This window comes from Cupriavidus sp. 05N39, from assembly GCF_056397325.1.
Window position 1 is genome coordinate 51,635 of sequence record NZ_JBFTNE010000032.1, and the last position, 17,841, is coordinate 69,475.

The 17,841-nt window shown below is 65.2% G+C and carries 16 protein-coding genes and 1 pseudogene; 12 read left to right on the forward strand and 5 right to left on the reverse strand.

Annotated elements, in window-relative coordinates:
• Positions 1-213: 213 nt before the first annotated feature.
• Together AC1DN0_RS17145 and AC1DN0_RS17150 are read left to right on the forward strand one after the other, a co-directional pair.
• The gene (locus tag AC1DN0_RS17145; protein WP_045235484.1) at positions 214-945 is read left to right on the forward strand and encodes an SDR family NAD(P)-dependent oxidoreductase; all 732 of its coding nucleotides are present in this window, start codon (positions 214-216) and stop codon (positions 943-945) included.
• Between the two features lie 124 nt (positions 946-1,069).
• The gene (locus AC1DN0_RS17150; RefSeq protein WP_045235483.1) at positions 1,070-2,089 is read left to right on the forward strand and encodes a Bug family tripartite tricarboxylate transporter substrate binding protein; all 1,020 of its coding nucleotides are present in this window, start codon (positions 1,070-1,072) and stop codon (positions 2,087-2,089) included.
• Positions 2,090-2,287: 198 nt separating this feature from the next.
• On the opposite strand, the gene AC1DN0_RS17155 is transcribed toward AC1DN0_RS17150, so the two are convergent.
• Positions 2,288-2,509: a hypothetical protein gene (locus AC1DN0_RS17155; protein ID WP_441635432.1), complete on the reverse strand. Its 222-nt coding sequence runs from the start codon at positions 2,507-2,509 to the stop codon at positions 2,288-2,290.
• Between the two features lie 373 nt (positions 2,510-2,882).
• Here AC1DN0_RS17155 and AC1DN0_RS17160 point away from each other — a divergent pair, with 373 nt between their 5' ends.
• Positions 2,883-3,434, forward strand: a complete 552-nt coding sequence (locus tag AC1DN0_RS17160) for a PadR family transcriptional regulator (protein ID WP_441635430.1) — start codon at positions 2,883-2,885, stop codon at positions 3,432-3,434.
• A 102-nt stretch (positions 3,435-3,536) separates the two neighbouring features.
• Here the strand turns inward: AC1DN0_RS17160 and AC1DN0_RS17165 are convergent, their stop codons facing one another.
• Entirely contained in the window at positions 3,537-4,538 is a 1,002-nt protein-coding gene (locus AC1DN0_RS17165) for an NAD(P)H-dependent flavin oxidoreductase (protein ID WP_441635428.1), read from the reverse strand.
• A gap of 45 nt (positions 4,539-4,583) precedes the next feature.
• Positions 4,584-4,964: a nuclear transport factor 2 family protein gene (locus tag AC1DN0_RS17170; RefSeq protein WP_441635444.1), complete on the reverse strand. Its 381-nt coding sequence runs from the start codon at positions 4,962-4,964 to the stop codon at positions 4,584-4,586.
• 365 nt (positions 4,965-5,329) lie between these two features.
• Here AC1DN0_RS17170 and AC1DN0_RS17175 point away from each other — a divergent pair, with 365 nt between their 5' ends.
• Together AC1DN0_RS17175 and galE are read left to right on the forward strand one after the other, a co-directional pair.
• Positions 5,330-6,361 (forward strand): tyrosine-type recombinase/integrase, encoded by a 1,032-nt coding sequence (locus AC1DN0_RS17175; protein WP_441635426.1) that lies wholly within the window; start codon positions 5,330-5,332, stop codon positions 6,359-6,361.
• A gap of 173 nt (positions 6,362-6,534) precedes the next feature.
• The gene (gene galE, locus AC1DN0_RS17180) at positions 6,535-7,554 is read left to right on the forward strand and encodes a UDP-glucose 4-epimerase GalE (RefSeq protein WP_441635424.1); all 1,020 of its coding nucleotides are present in this window, start codon (positions 6,535-6,537) and stop codon (positions 7,552-7,554) included.
• Positions 7,555-7,729: 175 nt separating this feature from the next.
• Here the strand turns inward: galE and AC1DN0_RS17185 are convergent, their stop codons facing one another.
• On the reverse strand, positions 7,730-8,035 hold the full coding sequence (locus AC1DN0_RS17185; protein WP_441635422.1) for an H-NS histone family protein: 306 nt from the start codon (positions 8,033-8,035) through the stop codon (positions 7,730-7,732).
• A 349-nt stretch (positions 8,036-8,384) separates the two neighbouring features.
• Between AC1DN0_RS17185 and AC1DN0_RS17190 the strand changes: the two genes are divergently transcribed.
• The 3 genes from AC1DN0_RS17190 (at position 8,385) to AC1DN0_RS17200 (ending at position 13,002) form a co-directional block, all read left to right on the forward strand.
• Entirely contained in the window at positions 8,385-8,990 is a 606-nt protein-coding gene (locus AC1DN0_RS17190) for a flavin reductase family protein (protein ID WP_441635442.1), read from the forward strand.
• A gap of 196 nt (positions 8,991-9,186) precedes the next feature.
• Positions 9,187-10,920, forward strand: coding sequence for a methyl-accepting chemotaxis protein (locus tag AC1DN0_RS17195; RefSeq protein WP_477145862.1), 1,734 nt, complete (start codon positions 9,187-9,189; stop codon positions 10,918-10,920).
• A gap of 132 nt (positions 10,921-11,052) precedes the next feature.
• Positions 11,053-13,002: a putative bifunctional diguanylate cyclase/phosphodiesterase gene (locus tag AC1DN0_RS17200; RefSeq protein ID WP_477145863.1), complete on the forward strand. Its 1,950-nt coding sequence runs from the start codon at positions 11,053-11,055 to the stop codon at positions 13,000-13,002.
• 48 nt (positions 13,003-13,050) lie between these two features.
• Here AC1DN0_RS17200 and AC1DN0_RS17205 read toward each other — a convergent pair whose 3' ends face one another.
• Positions 13,051-13,734, reverse strand: coding sequence for a hypothetical protein (locus AC1DN0_RS17205; protein ID WP_441635416.1), 684 nt, complete (start codon positions 13,732-13,734; stop codon positions 13,051-13,053).
• A gap of 465 nt (positions 13,735-14,199) precedes the next feature.
• Here AC1DN0_RS17205 and AC1DN0_RS17210 point away from each other — a divergent pair, with 465 nt between their 5' ends.
• From AC1DN0_RS17210 to AC1DN0_RS17225, 4 genes and pseudogenes are all read left to right on the forward strand, one after another.
• Entirely contained in the window at positions 14,200-14,583 is a 384-nt protein-coding gene (locus AC1DN0_RS17210) for a response regulator (RefSeq protein ID WP_441635414.1), read from the forward strand.
• Between the two features lie 169 nt (positions 14,584-14,752).
• Positions 14,753-15,229 (forward strand): chemotaxis protein CheW, encoded by a 477-nt coding sequence (locus AC1DN0_RS17215; RefSeq protein ID WP_441635412.1) that lies wholly within the window; start codon positions 14,753-14,755, stop codon positions 15,227-15,229.
• Positions 15,230-15,274: 45 nt separating this feature from the next.
• Positions 15,275-16,640, forward strand: a pseudogene (locus AC1DN0_RS17220) (methyl-accepting chemotaxis protein).
• A 158-nt stretch (positions 16,641-16,798) separates the two neighbouring features.
• A partial coding sequence (locus tag AC1DN0_RS17225) for a methyl-accepting chemotaxis protein (RefSeq protein WP_477145864.1) occupies positions 16,799-17,841 on the forward strand: 1,043 nt, incomplete at its 3' end.

The following is a 17,841-nucleotide window of genomic DNA, read 5'->3' on the forward strand; positions in this document are numbered from 1 at the left end:
GCAGCGGGTGTGGTTTCGGCGCCCGCGGGTTTCGGCCCGCGGGCGCCGTCTGCTAAAGAATGCCGCATCGCCGCCGTTAGTACCCGGTGGATGCGCAGGCTTTGAAGTTTCCCAACGCAAAGAAGCAGTGCGACTGGGCCGACTGGCTCGCCGGCTCTGGTCGCATCCCTTTCCAGCATGACCCGGCGCAGTTGTGGCCGGTCGGAGTACAAGATGTCCCTTCCCGTTGCCACGCTCGTTACCGGCGCCAGTTCCGGTATCGGCCGTGCCATCAGCGAAATGCTGCTGGCCGATGGCGTGACGCAGGTGGTCAATGTCGACTATGTCGCGCCCGCCTGGTCCCATCCCAATATGACGTTTTTTCAGGCCGACCTGACCGATGCCGCCGCGACCCGCGCCGTGGCCGAGCAGGTGACCTCGCGCTTTGCCGTCACCCGGCTGGTGAACAATGCGGGCGCCACCCGCCCCGGTACCGCCGACACCGCGCGCGTGGAAGACCTGGACTATGTCGTGGGCCTGCACCTGCAAGCCACCCTGCTGCTGACCCAGGCCTGCCTGCCCGCGATGCGCGCGGCGGGCTTCGGCCGTATTGTGAACATGGCCTCGCGCGCGGCGCTGGGCAAGCCGGAGCGCGTGGTGTATTCCGCCACCAAGGCCGGCCTGATCGGCATGACCCGCACGCTGGCGATGGAGCTGGGCGGCGACGGCATCACGGTCAACGCCGTGGCGCCCGGCCCGATCGCCACCGACCTGTTCCGCAAGAGCAACCCCGAAGGCAGCGAGCAGACCAAGCGCATCCTCGCCAGCATCGCGGTCAAGCGCATGGGCACGCCGGAAGACGTGGCGCGCGCCTCGATGTTTTTCCTGTCGCCGGAGAACGGTTTCGTGACCGGCCAGGTGCTCTACGTTTGCGGCGGCACCACGCTCGGCGTCGCACCCGTGTAGTAGTCCCTGGGCGTGACCGGGGCAATCGCGCCACGTTATCACGCCACAGCATTTAGTCAGTAAAAACTAAAAAGATGACCCGCGCCACAAGTGCGGGCTTACAGCGATCTATCCTGGAGTAAACATGAAATCCGATTCCCAAGCCCGCACCCTGCACAACAGCGCGCGCCGTCGCCTGCTGGCCGCCGGCGTGGCACTGGCCGCAACCGTTGGCGGCATGACCGGTGCAGCCTACGCCCAAGGTACCTACCCGACCAAGCCGATCACGATGATCGTGCCGTTCTCGGCCGGCGGCACCACCGACATCCTGGCGCGCATCGTCGGCCTGCAACTGGGCAAGGTGCTTGGCCAGCCGGTGGTGATCGACAACCGCCCGGGTGCTGGCGGCAATATCGGTGCATCGATCGCGGCCAAGGCGCCGGGCGATGGATACACGCTGTTCATGGGCACCATCGGTACCCATGCGATCAACCAGTCGCTGTACTCCAAGCTGCCGTACGATCCGGTCAAGGATTTCGCGCCGATCTCGCGCGTGGCGATGGTGCCGAACATCGTGGTGGTGAACCCCAAGGTGCCTGTCAACAACGTCAAGGAACTGATCGCCTATGTGAAGGCCAACCCGGACAAGCTGTCGTACGGTTCGTCGGGCAGCGGTTCGTCGATGCACCTGTCGGGCGAGTTGTTCAACTCGATGACCGGCCTGCATATCCAGCACATCCCCTACAAGGGCAGCGCACCGGCGGTGAACGACCTGCTGGGCAACCAGATCGGCCTGATGTTCGACAACATGCCGTCGTCGTATCCGCACGTGAAGGCCGGCAAGCTGCGTGCCATCGCCGTAACTTCGGCCAAGCGCTCGCCCGCGCTGCCGAACGTGCCGACCGTGGCGGAATCCGGCGTGCCGGGTTATGAAGCTACCTCCTGGTTCGCGCTGTACGCCACCGGCGGCACGCCGCAGCCGATCATCGATCGCCTGAACGCGGAAGTGGTGAAGATCCTGGCCATGCCGGAAGTGAAGAAGCAGATGGCCGACCAGGGTGCCGAGCCTCGTCCGGAAAAGCCGGCTGAACTGGCCGCGTTCATGAAGTCGGAAACCGCCAAGTGGGCCAAGGTGGTGAAGGCTTCGGGCGCCACGGTGGACTGATCGGTTCCTGATCGCCAGCCCGGCCCGGACGCAATGCCCGGCCTGCCGGCAGCCACGAGCCGGCCCTTCGGGGCCGGCTTCTTTACGTCCATGGCACAGAAAAAAGCCCGCGATTTCTCGCGGGCTTAATCCTGGCCCGCTCGAACAGGGCAGGAGGAGACAAGGGAGGAAACGACGGAAAGACGCGGCCGGCGCGGATCAGGCCAGGCTGTACTTCACGACCTGCTCTTCGACACCGACAAAGCGCACCAGCTGGCGCAGGCCGCTCGCGTACTCCTTGATATGGTGCCCTTCCGGCGTGTCCGGCAGGCGGTAATACACCGGCATGGTTGCCGCCGGTGCCGCTTGCCAAACTACAGGAGGGCCATCCGTTTCCCACTGGACATCCCGGTCTTCGGCGAAATCTGTTTGTCCTTGCATGGACCACTCCTGGTGAATGACGGGCATGCGCTGCGCCGCGGCCGAGAACCGGCGACAGGCATGCGAAATGACTATGTCTGCAAATGTATTGCAGACAGCGGCAAAATGCCATTCAGCATTTTTAATATCTGGATCTGGTCTGTCGCTTATTTGTCATATTTCCCGCAATTAACCGCCAGAAACCGCGCGCATCGATGGCGGCGGCCCTCTCCGGGGCCGCGGGGCTGGCAGTGCGGACGGCGGCGACCCGGGACGGTCGCGCCGTGCGCGGTTTTGCACTTCCTTTGCGCTACCATAGGCGCTTGCCATCAAAGCCACGCCGGGAGGGAAGACTTCACTGCCTGGCGACGGGCTCTCACGTTACCCTTCCCGCATGTCCGTTCAGCACGCACTCCTGACTTCCTTATTGGAAAGACCGTCTTCCGGCTACGAGCTGGCGCGGCGCTTCGACCGTTCAATCGGTTATTTCTGGCATGCCACGCACCAGCAGATCTATCGGGAACTGGGCCGCATGGCCGAACATGGCTGGATTGCCGAGGAAGAGGGCGAGGGCGAGAGCGATGCGCGCAATCGCAAGAAGGTTTATTTCGTGCTGCCGCCGGGGCGCGACGAGCTTGCGCGCTGGGTGCTTGCGCCTACCGCCGGGTTGGACCTGCGCGACGAGATCCTGGTGAAGTTGCGGGCGGATGCCGTCGTGGGTCCGCTAGGGTTGAGGCCGGAGATGCAGCGCCTGATCGGACTGCACCAGGAGCGGCTCGACACCTACCGCCAGATAGAGAGGCGTGATTTCTCCGCCGCGCAGCCCACGCGCGCGCAGCAACTGCAACATGCACTGCTGAAGCGGGGTATCCGCTATGAGGAAGATTGGGTGTCCTGGGCGGAGGAGCTATTGCCGCTGCTGGATAAGCAGGACGATCCGGCTTGAGGCGCTGGCCGCCATTGGCGCCGAGATAAGGTCCCCCCTCCAAAGGCGCGGGGGAAAGGGCAATCCGCCGCCGAATGCGACGGACTGCCCGCGACGACGTAATCAGGCCAGGTCGGCTGCCGTGGCGCCGCTGGTGTGCGCCGTTTGCGGGGCAAGGCCCAGCCGGCGGCGTGCCAGCGCATATTCCTCGGCGAAGCGGCGCACCAGGTCGGCTGCCGGCACCACGCGCTTGATGGCGCCCACGCCCTGCCCGGCGCCCCAGATGTCCTTCCACGCCTTGACGCTGCCCGAGCCGAAATTCATCTTGGACGGGTCCGATTCCGGCAGCGCTGCCGGGTCGAGCCCGGCGTTGACGATACTCTGGCGCAGGTAGTTGCCGTGCACGCCGGTGAAGAGGTTCGAGTAGACGATGTCCGACGCGTTGCTATCGACGATCATCTGCTTGTAGGCGGCCTGCGCGTTGGCTTCCTCGGTGGCGATAAATGCCGAACCCACGTAGGCCAGGTCGGCGCCCGCGGCCAGCGCCGCCAGGATGCCGTCGCCGCTGGCGATGGCGCCCGACAGCAGCAGCGGGCCGTCGAACCACTCGCGGATTTCATGCAGCAGCGCAAACGGCGACAGGACGCCGGCATGGCCGCCCGCACCCGTGGCGACCGCGATCAGGCCGTCGGCGCCTTTCTCGATGGCCTTGCGCGCGAAGGTGTTGTTGATGATGTCGTGCAGCACGATGCCGCCATACGAGTGCACCGCGTCGTTGACCTCGGTGCGCGCGCCCAGCGAAGTGATGACGATGGGCACCTTGTAGCGCACGCACAGTTCCAGGTCGTGATCGAGCCGGTCGTTCGACTTGTGCACGATCTGGTTGACCGCGAATGGCGCGGCCGGACGATCTGGATGCTTGGCGTCGTGTTCGGCCAGTTCGGTGGTGATGCGGTCCAGCCAGTCGTTGAGCACCGGGCCCGGACGCGCGTTTAGCGCGGGGAAGGAGCCGACCACGCCGGCCTTGCATTGGGCGATCACCAGGTCGGGGTTGGAGATGATGAACAGTGGCGAGCAGACTACCGGCAGCGAAAGACGGTCCTGCAGGATGGCGGGAAGAGACATAGCGTTCTTTTGCGAAGTTGAAACGGTGAGTGGAAGATGCCGGTATCAGGCGCTGGCGCCCTGCAGTACGGACTTCTGGCTGGCAAGCCGCGCGCCCATGGCGGCGGCAAGCGCGTCCAGGCCGCTCTTGGGACGGACCATGACCTCGAAGTCGTCGATCTTGCCGGCGTCGTTGAAGCGGATCATGTCGATGGCCTTGACGGACCTGCCGTCGACTGTCGCACTGAACTCCAGCACCACGCTGCGCCCGTCGTCGCTGACAAAAGTGCGGTGATAGCGGAAGTCCTGGAATACCTGGTTGACCGATTCCAGCACCATGCGCAGGGCGATGCGCCCCGGGTACGGTGTGTGGGCGACGGGCGAGTGGAATACCACCTCATCGGCCACGATGCTGTCCAGGTCGGCCATGGAATGGGTGGCGATCATGCGGTGCCAGATTGCCAGCGAGGCCTGCGCCGCCGCTGACAAGGTTGCTTGGGTCACGGTGTCTCCTCCGGAGTGGGCCGAGGGCGCGGAAATCGCCCGTTCCGGCGCGCTGGGCTGCATCGTTCCGCTTGCCCGGTGGGCGCCGCGGCGACGGCAGCTTACACATCGCTATGCAACCAGTTGCATAGCGATGTGTAGAAAGGTAGCAGCACGCGACGGCAATTGCAATGTTTTGGCGTTTATATGCCTCATGAGGCTTTTTTTTTGGCCGAAGGGAGGGGCCGCAGGCCTCGGTCTTTTGTGGCGGCTTGTCTACAATACGGGCATTGCCGCAAAACAGCGCAGGAGCGCGAGTGAGTACTGACATGAGCGCCAAAGTAGGGCCGTCCGGGGCCCTTTTCGATGCGGATCTCGAAGCCTGGCGGACCCAACCCGAGCGGGCTTTCGACGGCTGGCTGGTCAGCCACGGCTTTCGCCATGGCACCGCCGTGGTCTATCGCGCGATGTGGGGCAAGCTTTTGCGGTGGTCGGGGGAGCGCGGGGTGGCACCGCTGGCATGGTCGGCGGAGCAGATCGGAGCCTTCCTCGACGAGCAGGACTTGCACAAGCACCACCGCTATCGTTATGCACGATTGATCGAGCGCGTCTTTCACCATCTGTCGCTGCTGCAGGACGGCCTGCACAATCCTGCGAGCCAGGCCGTACGCGCCCACCTTGCCGAAGGCGAGAACGATCCCACCGCCTTCTTGCTGCCTGCCGAGCGAGAAGCCTTGATTGCCCGGGTGCTGGCGCCGGCGGCCCGGTCGCCGGGCCAGGATGCCGCCGCGCTGTCGCCGACCCAATGGAAGCGCGCGCGCGACACCGCGCTGGTCGCGGTGTTGCTGGGCGCCGGCCTGAAGGTGGGGGAAGCGCGTGGCCTGGGCACCGGTAGCATCGCGGAGGATGCCGCCAGGCTGCGCCTGGTCCGGGCCGACAACGGCCGCGCCTACGAGGCACCGGTCTTTGCCTTCGCGCGGCCGGCATTGCTGGCCTGGCTGGAGATCCGCGGCACGAGTGGCACATTGGGCAACCTGGTCTTTCCCGCCATGCCGAGCGGGCGGCACTTGCATGCCGCTTCGCTGTACCGCCGGGTGGAGATCCTGCTGGATGAAGCCGGCGTGCTGGCGGGCCGCAGTGAACGGGCGTCTCCGCAGACGCTGCGCAATACTTGCGGCGCGCTGCACTTCGAGGGCGGCGCCGGCCCGGCTGAAGTGGCGCAGTGCCTTGGCATGCGGGACCTGGAGTCCGGCTGGCGCCTGCGTGCCGCTTTCGAGGCCTGGCAGGCGCGCGCAGGCCTGGCGGCAGGACGGAATTCGGCCGGTGACGCCGGCACGACAGATGCGTCCTGCTATGCTTAGTCGCCATTAGTCGTCGTTCGGCCCAATGCGGGTGGCGCTAACCTGGAGCCGTTGCCAGCCGCCGATGGCAGCCTCGTGCCAGGGGATGCTGAAACAGGCGCTTCGCCAGATGTACCAGGCGCGCTGTCGCGGTGCCCGCTCAGTCTCTTTTCACAACCTATTGATGAATCGCTATGTCTGAAACTTTGCTGCTCACGGGAGCCACCGGTTATATCGCATCGCACACCTGGGTCGCCTTGCTCGAGGCCGGCTATCACGTGATTGGCCTGGATAATCTCTGCAACAGCAATCGCGCCGTGGTCGAACGGCTTGCGCAGATTACCGGCCAGCGTCCGCATTTTGTCGAGGGCGATGTCCGGGACCGCGCTTTGCTGGACCGTTTGTTTGCCGAACACCGGATCTCCGGGGCGATTCATTTCGCGGCGCTCAAGGCGGTGGGCGAATCGGTCAGCAAACCGCTGGATTATTACGACAATAATCTCAATGGCTTGCTTGCCCTGTGCTCGGCGATGAACGCTGCTGGTGTCAAGCAACTGGTGTTCAGCTCCTCCGCCACGGTATATGGCAATCCGCATTCGGTGCCGATCCTTGAGGACTTTCCCCTCTCGGCCACCAATCCGTACGGCCAGACCAAGCTGATGAGCGAGCAGATCCTGCGTGACCTGGAACGGTCCGATCCCGACTGGCGGATTGCGTACCTGCGCTATTTCAATCCGGTGGGCGCGCACGAAAGCGGCCTGATCGGCGAAGACCCCGGCGGCGTGCCGAACAACCTGATGCCTTATGTAGCGCAGGTCGCCGGCGGGCGCCGCGAGAAGTTGATGGTGCACGGCGGTGACTACCCCACGGTCGACGGCACAGGTGTGCGCGATTACATCCACGTCTGCGATCTTGCGGCCGGCCATCTTGCGGCCCTGGTCTACCTGCGCGACAAGCAGCAATGCCTGACGGTCAATCTCGGCACGGGCCGGGGCTACAGCGTGCTGGAGGTCGTCGCGGCCTACCAGCGCGCCAGCGGCCGCCCGGTACCCTACGAAATAGGGGCTCGCCGCCCCGGCGATATCGCCTCTTGCTATGCCGATCCCGCACTGGCGCACACGCTGATCGGATGGCGCGCGCAGCACGATATCGATCGCATGTGCGAGGATTCGTGGCGCTGGCAGTCGATGAACCCGCTGGGGTTTGCCGGCTGAGTGGCGTGGCCGGGCAGGCGGGGTGCGTACCCGTTTCTGCGTGCCCGGCTTTGTGGGCGCTCTGTGGACACGGCGAGGACCGGGCAGTGAAAATGAGAACGGCCGGGCAAGTGCCCGGCCGTTCTCAGGAGCGCAGCGGGTGCTCGGCCGCGATGCCCGTTGCCGGCGCCCGGTTTCAGCGAATCAGGAAGTCATCGATATTCTTGCCGGCGGCCAGGGCCTGGGTCAGCCAGCCAGGACGCTTGCCGCGGCCGGTCCAGGTATTGCCCGCGCCGTCGCGATAGCGCACCGGTACCTTGCGAGTTGCCTTCTTGCCGGCGGCAGGCTTGGCGCCGAAACCCAGATCGTCCGCGGTCAGGCCATATTGGTCGATTTTCTGGCGAATATCGGCGATGACGGAAGCCTGCTCGCGAGCCTTGATTTCCTCGGCCTGCTTTTGCAGTTCACTGATTTTCTGAACAATTTCCTGATAAGTCGCCATTGCGAGCCTCGATTTACTGGGTGAGCATGATGATTCGGATGAATTATAACGGCMSCAAGCGATCCTGCAAACGCTTTTAAACCGCGATGGAGAGAATTCTGATAAATCGGCGGTATGATCTAATTAATGAACTTCCGTGCAGACCACGGGTCAGCGGCAGTTTCGCATTTGCCGACAGAGCGGCTGCTTTCGAATGTTCGAGAAAACGGCGTGCCGACACCACCCCGCCGTTTTGCAATCCGGACTGCGTAATAACCCTGCCCGCCGTAATGGCGCGCAGCGGGAAGTGATTTTGGTGCAACAATGCCGATCCCTTCGCAAAACGACCAAACCTGCTTTCGCCTCAAACATGTCTTTCGATTCGATTAACGCCGGCGCCGCGGGCAGGCTCGTCCCGGTCGAACTGGCGAAAGCCTATCGCCTGTTGAATCACGGGCCGGTTACGCTGGTGACCAGCGCCCACGCTGGCCGGCGTAATGTCATGGCGGCGTCCTGGGCGATGCCGCTGGATTTCCAGCCGCCCAAGGTCGCGGTCGTGATCGATTCCCGCACCCTCACCCGCGAACTGGTCGAAGCGTCCGGCGAGTTCGCATTGAACATCCCCGCCCGCGCGCAGGCCGCCGCCACGCTGGAATCCGGCTCGCGTTCCGGCCGCGAGCAGGATAAGTTTGCCGCCGCGGGCCTGGCCACCTTTGCGGCGAAAGAGATTGCCGCACCGCTGGTTGCCGGCTGCCTTGGCTGGCTGGAATGCCGGGTAATCCCCGAGCCGGCCAACGCCGCGCGCCACGATCTGTTTATTGCCGAAGTGGTGGCTGCGTGGGCAGATTCCGCCGCTTTTTCGAATGGCAGATGGCATTTTCCGGATCGGGAGTGTCGTTCGATGCACTACCTTGCCGGCGGCGCATTTTTTGCCACCGGGGAGGCTTTCCAGGTGGAGCCGGGGGCCACCGAATGAGCGCAGCGCAGGGACACGGCCCCAATTGGCGACGCAGGGTAGGAGAGGGGACGCTGCCGGCGTGGCGGGCACGGCACCTCGCTCAAGGAATCACGCGACCACGCCGTTATCTGCCCTGAGCGGGTCGCTGGGGTGTCGATTCGCCGGGCCGGGGCCGGAGGAGGTCCTGTGCATTCCTTACCGTATCGGGTGCTTCATGTCTTTCCATAACAATATCCAGATCAAAACCTTGTTGCGCGGCGCAATGGCAATGTTGTCGCTTCTGCTGATTCTGGTTGGCGGTGCGGGCCTTTATGGCATGTCGCACAGCAACGACGCGCTCCAGGAAACTTATGGCAACCAGCTTGCGTCGGCGCAGGCGCTCAGTGAAACCATGCTCGGCACGACGCGCATGCGCCTGGCGCTGGACCGCGGCGTGATGCCTGGCGATGGTGACGATGGCAAAGCGGCGGTAGACCGCTCCATGGTGTTCGTCGACAGCGCCGAGACAGCCTGGAAGCGATACATGGCGCTGCCGCAGGACGCCGAGGAAAAGGCGCTCGCCGCGGAATTTGGCCGCAAGCGCCAGGAATTCATGGAGAAGGGCATCCTGCCTCTGCAGAAAGCGCTGATCGAGAACAACGCGGACGGGGCGCTTGCGATTGCCAAGAAGGCGCTGCCCGACTTGCAGCGCAGCCTGGCTACCGCCTATGAAGCCCTGCAGGCTTTCCAGATCCGTACCGGYGAAGCCAACTACAACGTCTCGCAAGACCGCTTCGGGCAGGTGCGCGCGCTGTCCTTCGCGCTGATCGCCCTTGGCTTGCTGGTCGCCGTATTGTGTGCCGTGACGCTGCACCGGGCTATCGTGCGGCCGGTGGAGGAGGCCCTGGGGGTGTTCGAGCGTATCGCCGCCGGCGACCTGACCGCGCGCATTACCAATGTGTCGCGCAACGAGGTGGGGCGCATGATGCAAGCGCTGGTGGCCATGCAGGAAAGCTTGTCGAACATCGTTGCCCAGGTGCGCGGCGGTACTGACTCGATTGCCTCGGCCACGCAACAGATCGCCACCGGCAACCTCGATCTGTCGCAACGTACCGAASAGCARGCCTCTTCGCTGGAGCAGACCGCGGCCAGCATGGAAGAACTGACATCGGCAGTGCGCCAGAATTCCGATAACGCGCGCCAGGCTGGTGTGCTGGCCAGCGATGCCTCGGAGATCGCGCTCAAGGGCGGCGACGTGGTAGGCCGTGTTGTCGACACCATGAACGAGATCAATGGCTCGTCGCGCAAGGTAGTGGAAATCATCGGCGTGATCGAGGGCATTGCCTTCCAGACCAATATCCTCGCGCTGAACGCCGCGGTGGAGGCGGCCCGGGCGGGCGAGCAGGGCCGCGGCTTCGCGGTGGTTGCCGGCGAGGTGCGCACCCTGGCGCAACGCTCCGCCGCCGCCGCCAAGGAAATCGAGGCTCTTATCAGCGAATCCGGCCAGCGCGTCGAAAGCGGCACCAGGCTGGTCGCCGAGGCTGGCCAGACCATGGGCGAGATCGTCAATGCGGTCAAGCGCGTCACCGACATCATGAACGAGATCAGCGCGGCCACCCAGGAGCAGACCAGCGGCATCGAGCAGGTCAACCAGGCGGTCACGCAGATGGACCAGGTCACCCAGCAGAATGCCGCGCTGGTGGAAGAAGCCGCGGCGGCCGCGGGCGCGCTGGAAGAGCAGGCGCAGAAGCTCAATGGCGTCGTGTCCGTGTTCCGGCTGTCAGGCAGCCATGCCGTGGCCACGCCGGCCCCGGTTACGCGCGTCGCGGCCACGGGCAAGGCCAAGGCTGTCGCGGCCATGCCGACGCGAGCCCGCCCGCCGGTCCAGCGCAAGGCACGTCCCGCGTCTCCGGCGGCCCCCGCACTGGCCGCAGCCGGTACCGGCGGCGACGACTGGAGCGCGTTCTGAGCCATGGCATACAGCTTGCCGCTGTTTTCATCCCCGGGGAAGCGCGCGTGATGCGATGATGCGGGTCTTGCGCCCGCRTCGTACGGATCGTCGCGCCATCGCCCCCAATTTTTGCGCAGCTTCCTTACTGACATGAGTGCTAGCCTTCTGCTGCTCGCTGCCTTCTCCGGCCTCGCGGTCGGGTTGGGTATACGCGCAGCCAAGCCGGACCGGGAGCCGGCGGGCAGACCCAGCCGGGCGCTGCAATGGGCGGTCTTGCTGTTTTCACCCGCGTCCGTCGGACTGCCATTGTGGGTCGCGCTGGGTTCCGGCAGCCTGCGGGGCACGCGCGAGGTGTCGCAGGCCGCGGCCGTGCTCGCCATGACTGCCGGGCTCACGCTTGCCATCCCCTGGTTGCGCCGGCACATACCCCTGCTGCGCGGTACCGCCCTGGCGGTGACGCTGGCCGGCGCCGGGGTGGTGGTGGCCGCCGGCGCGCGTCTGAGCGCCCTGTGCGGCAATGCGCAGCGCCCGTCCGCGCTATGCGTGGAACCCGGCAACTTCATGCAGCCGGCCTGGCTGGCGGTGGCCGCGCTTCTTCTGGCGGCGCTCGGATACTTCGGCCTGCGCCGCGCCAACCCGCTCGCATGGCAACTGGCCAACCCGCCCGGCTTCGCCATCCCGGACACCAAGGCGCTGGACGATATTTTCGATAGCCAGTCGCCCGCCACGGGCGGGGGAACCACCCTGCCGGTACGTCGGCGCGGCCGCATCCCGGGCCGCCTGACCGTGCGCGCGACGGCGCGTGGACACGGTACGGTCGGGGAGTACAGCGTCAGCACCGATCTTCCCGACCGCACCGCCTTTGCGCGCTGGCTCGATCAGTCGATCGCGCAGGCGCGCTTGGCGGAGACCGGCTGTGCCGTGTTGTTGGTGCATATCGCCGACTTTCGCGAGGTAGACGAAGTCTTCGAGGTGCGCGCGGACGATATCCTGGCGCAGGATGCCGGGGCCCTGGCGCAGGCAGCGCTGGAGCCGCACGATTTCCTGGCACGCCTGGCGCGCGACGAGTTCGCAGTCGGCGTGCCCGAGATGATCCAGCACAACCGCGCCAATGAACTGGGCACGCGGTTGCTGAGCTCGCTCGCGGAGTTCGTGTCCACGCGCGGCCTGCAGATGCAGATCGGGGTGAATATCGGCATCGCCATCTACCCGCGCGACGCGCAAACGTCGGAAGCCTTGATGCAGGCGGCACGCGTGAGCCTGAGCGAAGCGCGCGAGAGCGGCTCCAACCAGGTGCGCGTATTCAATTCCGCCGCCGGCGAGCGCGCGCGGCGCATGCGGGTCATCCGTCGCGACCTCTGGCTGGCCATCCAGGACGACGGTCTCGCGCTGCAGTACCAGCCGAAGTTCGACGTGCGCCAGCGCACCGTGATCGGCGCCGAGGCGCTGTGCCGCTGGCGCCATCCGACGCTGGGGCARGTCAATCCCGCCGAGTTCATCACGGTGGCGGAACAGTCGGGCCAGATCGACAAGCTGGACGACTGGGTGATCGCCAYGGTGTGCCGGCAGATCCGGCAGTGGCAGGACGAGGGCATCCCGGTGGTGCCGGTGGCCATCAATGTCTCCGGACTGCGCTTTGCCAGCCGCGATTTCCCGCAATACCTGCTCGAGCAGATCCATCAGCACGACATTCCACCGTCGGCCGTCACGCTCGAGATCACCGAAACCGCGGCGATGAAGGATATCGCGCAGTCGCTGGAGACGCTGGCCGAGTTGCAAGCGCTTGGCATCCATGTCGCGCTGGACGATTTCGGCAGCGGCTATTCCAGCCTGGGGTATCTGAAACGGTTGCGCGTCGGGACACTGAAGATCGACCGTACTTTGATTGGCGGGCTGGATGCCGACCCGCAAGGCCGAGCCATCGTCGGGTCGATGGTGGCGCTGGCGCATGAGCTACGGATGCGGGTGGTGGCGGAAGGGGTGGAGTCGAATTCGCAGCTGGATATTCTGGCGGCGATGGGCTGCGACGAGGTGCAGGGGTATTTGTTGTCGCATCCCTTGGATCCGGGGGCGTTCGCGGAGTTGGTCTCGGGGGATTGAGGCGTGAGATGCCGCTCGGAAATCCAGCGACATCCGGCACTCGCCCGTTCACCGCCTGGGCGTATAAGGGTCAGGCAGCGCTCCGGCAGACGGAAACAACGCCAGCAAGCGGGTAAATCGCCCGCTTTCCGGCACCAGCAACGCAAACCGGGTCTCGCAATAGTGCCCCGTCAGCGCCCCCAGCCTGCGCAGCTGCTGGCTGCAATTCACCAGCGATGGCAATCCCCGCGGCAGGTAAATACTGGCCAGCAGCGCCTCGGGTTCGATGCGGGTACGTCCGTGGAAGCGCGCCAGCTGCATCAGCAGCTCATCCGCCATGCTGGCCTCGCTGGTGGTTTCCACGTGCAATGCCAGGCCGATTGCATCGCGGCTGGCCACCGCCTGTACATCCCGCCATGTCAGGGGCATGGGCCCATCCCCCAGCACCGGCGCGAACAACACCGAGGAAAGCAATTCGAGGGTGCGTGGCAGTCCCTCGGCGGTGGTCGGCACGATGGGCCCGCAGCCCGTCGTGGCATACGCCGGGCCATCGACGAGCAGGGTGACAACGAGGCGATCGGGGTGCCGCAGCGCGCGCAGGCGTTGTGCCATGGCTGCGCTGATCTGCCGCTCCACGATGACCAGCTGCACATCGGCCGGCTGGCGCGGACGCCGCGATACCCAGTGCAGCCGTCCGCCGAAATCCGGCAGCGGCGCCAGCAATGCGTCCGGCGCGCCTTGGATGAGCACCATGAGCTTGTCGGTTTGACGCGATTCCGGGACTTCCCGTTTGCTCCACTGCGGGCCTGGCAAGTTCGACATGTTGACGTTCCGATAGTGTTGCAGTGCCACTGCCCCGGGTAGCGCAAACCGTCCACGGCCAGCAATGGGAGTGGGACGTTTTGCGCGGCGGCCGTAGTATGCCGACCCTCGGCGAGCGGATGCACCCCATAACCGGGGGGTAACAAATCTGCGCTTATCAGCGCAACCGTACTACGGTTTCGGCCAACGCTGCCGATATTCCCCGCAGGGGCGCGGTTCGCACCGCGCTGCGCGAGTGCCGCAGCAGCTTGCATCCGCGTGGTCCCTGGCATGGGAACGCACAGGGAAATCGCTCGGGTTTGCCCGCCGCCGCCGTCCCAGGCGAGAACGAATATCGGTCCACCGGGCCAGGACCTGGGCTTGTGGACTCACCATCGTGCTGTCAACGGAGCCGTTATGTCTTTGCCTCATATTCTAGTCGTCGACGATTCTCCCTCCTTGCGCCGCATGATCGGCGCCTGCCTGCGCGCCGGAGGTTACACCGTATCCGAGGCCGCCGATGGCGACGAGGCCCTGGCGCTGGCCATGGATACGTCGTTCGGCATGCTGGTGACCGACCAGGTCATGCCCGGCACGGACGGCCTGACCCTGATCCGCACGCTGCGCAAGACTCCGGCCTATGCCGCAATCCCGATGTTGATGCTGACCACCGAGGTCGACGGCCAGGTACGTGAGCAGGCCCGCGATGCCGGCGCCTCCGGCTTCCTCGCCAAGCCCTTCGATCCCGATCAGCTGATGGAAGCCGTCGGCGCGCTGCTGGACCCCTCGAAGGTAGGGTAAATGCCTTGCCATTGTTTCCCTTCAGGCACGCGGCCTACTGCCGTTAAGAGGTAAACGATATTCGTGCCTTGGCGCAGGCCGGGTCTCGGCAAGGCTGCCCGTTTTCGGGCCGGCCAGCCGTGGCTTTGGCTGCGCGCGATGGCCGGTCATGGCAGCGGGAGCCAGGAAAATGAAAAGCGGGAACAAGACAGAGGGCGCGGGAGAGGAATTCCTCGCGTTCAGGCTGGGCGGCGAGGAATACGGCGTCGACATCCTCAAGGTGCAGGAGATCCGTGGCTATGAGAATGTCACGCAGATCGCCAATGTACCGGCCTACCTCAAAGGCGTGGTCAACCTGCGCGGCATCATCGTGCCGATCATCGACCTGCGCATCAAGTTTCGCCAGGACACGGTCAACTATGACCAGTACACCGTGGTGATCATCGTCGACCTGCACGAGCGCATCACCGGCATCGTGGTCGACGGCGTGTCCGACGTGCTGACGCTGGCGCCGGGCCAGATCCGTCAGGCACCCCAGCTGTCCGGGGACACCGAATACATCCGCGGCATCGGCTCGGTCGAAGACCGCATGCTGATCCTTGTCGATATCGAGAAACTGCTAGACACCGAAGAGCTCGCAGCGCTTGAAGCAGCCGCGGCCGCTTGAAGCGGCTGCAAACAGACAGAGCCCGATCCACGCAGTCCTCCATCCATGCGAAATAACCAACCCGTTACCTCCCGAGAGCACAAGCTCTCCGCAGACGATTACCTGATTTCCCGGACTGACCTCAAAGGGCGCATTACGTTTGCCAATCGCGCCTTTATCGAGACTAGCGGCTTCGATGCAGAGGAATTGCTCGGCGCCGCGCACAACCTGGTGCGCCATCCGGATATGCCGCCGGAAGCATTCGCGGATCTGTGGAAGACGATCCAGGCTGGCCGCTCGTGGGTCGGTATCGTCAAGAACCGGCGCAAGAACGGGGACTTCTATTGGGTCACCGCCACGGTGACGCCTACGGTCGTCGACGGCCAACTGGTGGGCTACACCTCCGTGCGCTCGATGCCGCAGCGAGAGCAGGTGGAGGCGGCCAGCGCGGCATATGCGCGCCTGCGCGAGGGCAAGGGCCATGGGCTCGCGGTGCGCGATGGCGCTGTGGTACGGCGCGGCCTGGCGGGATTGCCGGGGCGCCTCACCAAGACCACGTTGAAGCGGCGCATCCTGATGTCGCAAGTGGCGGGCCTGGTGTGGTTCCTGGCTGCGTTGGCCGCTTTTGAAGCGCTGGCAGACGGCGAGGCAGCGGGTTCGCTGCGGCCCTGGCTGTGGGGTGGCTTCGCGCTGGCGTTGGTGTCCTCGTTCGTCGCCGGCACCTTGCTGCTGGCGCGCGTGAACCGGCCGGTGCAGGACATGCTCGATTTCGCGCTGCGCATGGGGGCCGGCGACCTCACCACGCGCCTGGATTACCGCGCGAGCGACGAGGTCGGTGCGCTGGCGCGCGCCATGCGCACCATGCAGCGCAGCTTGCTGTCGGTGGTTGGCGAGATTCAGGAGGGCATGTCGAGCATCTCCACGGCGACCCGCCAGGTTGCCGCGGGCAACAGCGACTTGTCGCAACGTACCGAGCAGCAGGCCGCGTCGCTGGAAGAAACCGCATCGAGCATGGAAGAGCTGACCAGCACGGTGCGCCAGAACGCGGACAACGCGCGGCAGGCCAGCGGCCTGGCGGCGAACGCATCGGAGATTGCCGTCAGGGGCGGCGAAGTTGGGCCAGGCCGGGCAGACCATGGGCGAGATCGTGCAGGCGGTCAAGAGCGTGACAGACATCATGGGCGAGATCAGCGCGGCATCGGCCGAGCAGAGTTCGGGCATCGAGCAGGTGAACCAGGCGGTAGCCCAGATGGACGAGGTGACGCAGCAGAACGCGGCACTGGTGGAGCAGGCCGCCGCCGCCGCCGGTTCGCTGGAAGACCAGGCCACGCGCTTGCGCGATGCGGTGGCCACCTTCCGCGTCACCATGCGGCCGGAAGCGCGCCCGGTGCGGGTGGGCCAGGGCAGCGCCCAGCGGCTTGCGCAAGCCTGACGCGGCCAGGTATCCGGCCAAGGCAACAAGTTGAAACAGTCAGTCTCAAGCACTGTTCCAGAAAAAAGGTAGCACCTGTCGTTCGCATTGCCGGCAATCCGCCGGCACGGGCAGACGGGGCACCCGGTCAAGTCATTCAGAAAAGAGAGGTGGTCTGCATGCAATGGTTCAATCAGCTGCGCGTCACGACCAAGCTGGTCGTTGGATTTCTGGTCGTGTCGCTTATCGGCGTGGTGATGGGTCTGCTGGGCGTCGTCAATATGGGGCGCATGGCTGACTGGACCGGCAAGATCTATAACGATGACTTGCAGGCCCTCAAGGCCGTGCAGTCCGGCAATATCAGCCTGCTCTATGGCAGCCGCGCGCAGATCGCCCTGCTGTCCGCATCGACCATGGGCGAGCGTGCCGCCGAGAAAGACCAGATCGAGAAATCGCTTGGCATGCTGGACGAGAGCATGAAGCGGGCGCGCCAGGCATTCACCCAGCCGGAAGGCCTGGCCCTGGTCAAGCAATACGATGCCTTGCTGCCGGCCTACCGCGAGCGGTTGGGCAAGTATGTGGCGCTGGTGGGCAAACAGCCGCTCGATACCTCGCAGTTCGAGAGCCAGGTCTTTAGCGAGAGCGCAGACCTGATCAAGGAGAGCCGCGCGCTCGAGGACTTGATGGCCAAGATGGTCAAGCGCCGCGACGACCGCGCGCTGGCCAATATGGAAGAAGCGCGCGGCGTCTACGAGGGGACGCGCCTTTGGATGCTGGGCCTGGTGCTGGGCGGCCTGGCCGTCTCCGTGCTGCTTGGCGCATTCCTCGCCCGCACGCTGTCGCGCCAGCTGGGTGGCGAACCGGCCTACGCCGTGGCCATCGCCTCGCGTATCGCCGAAGGCGATTTTTCCGCGGAAGTGAAACTGCGCAGCGGCGACAAGGACAGCCTGCTGCACGCCATGAAACAGATGCAGCAGCAACTGTCCACCATGGTGCGCGATTTCAAGGACTCGGCAGAGTCGATCGCCTCCGCTTCGCGCGAGATCGCCGCGGGCAACAGCGACCTGTCGCAGCGTACCGAGCAGCAGGCCGCGTCGCTGGAAGAAACCGCATCGAGCATGGAAGAGCTGACCAGCACGGTGCGCCAGAACGCGGACAACGCGCGGCAGGCCAGCGGCCTGGCGGCGAACGCATCGGAGACAGCCGTCAAGGGCGGCGAAGT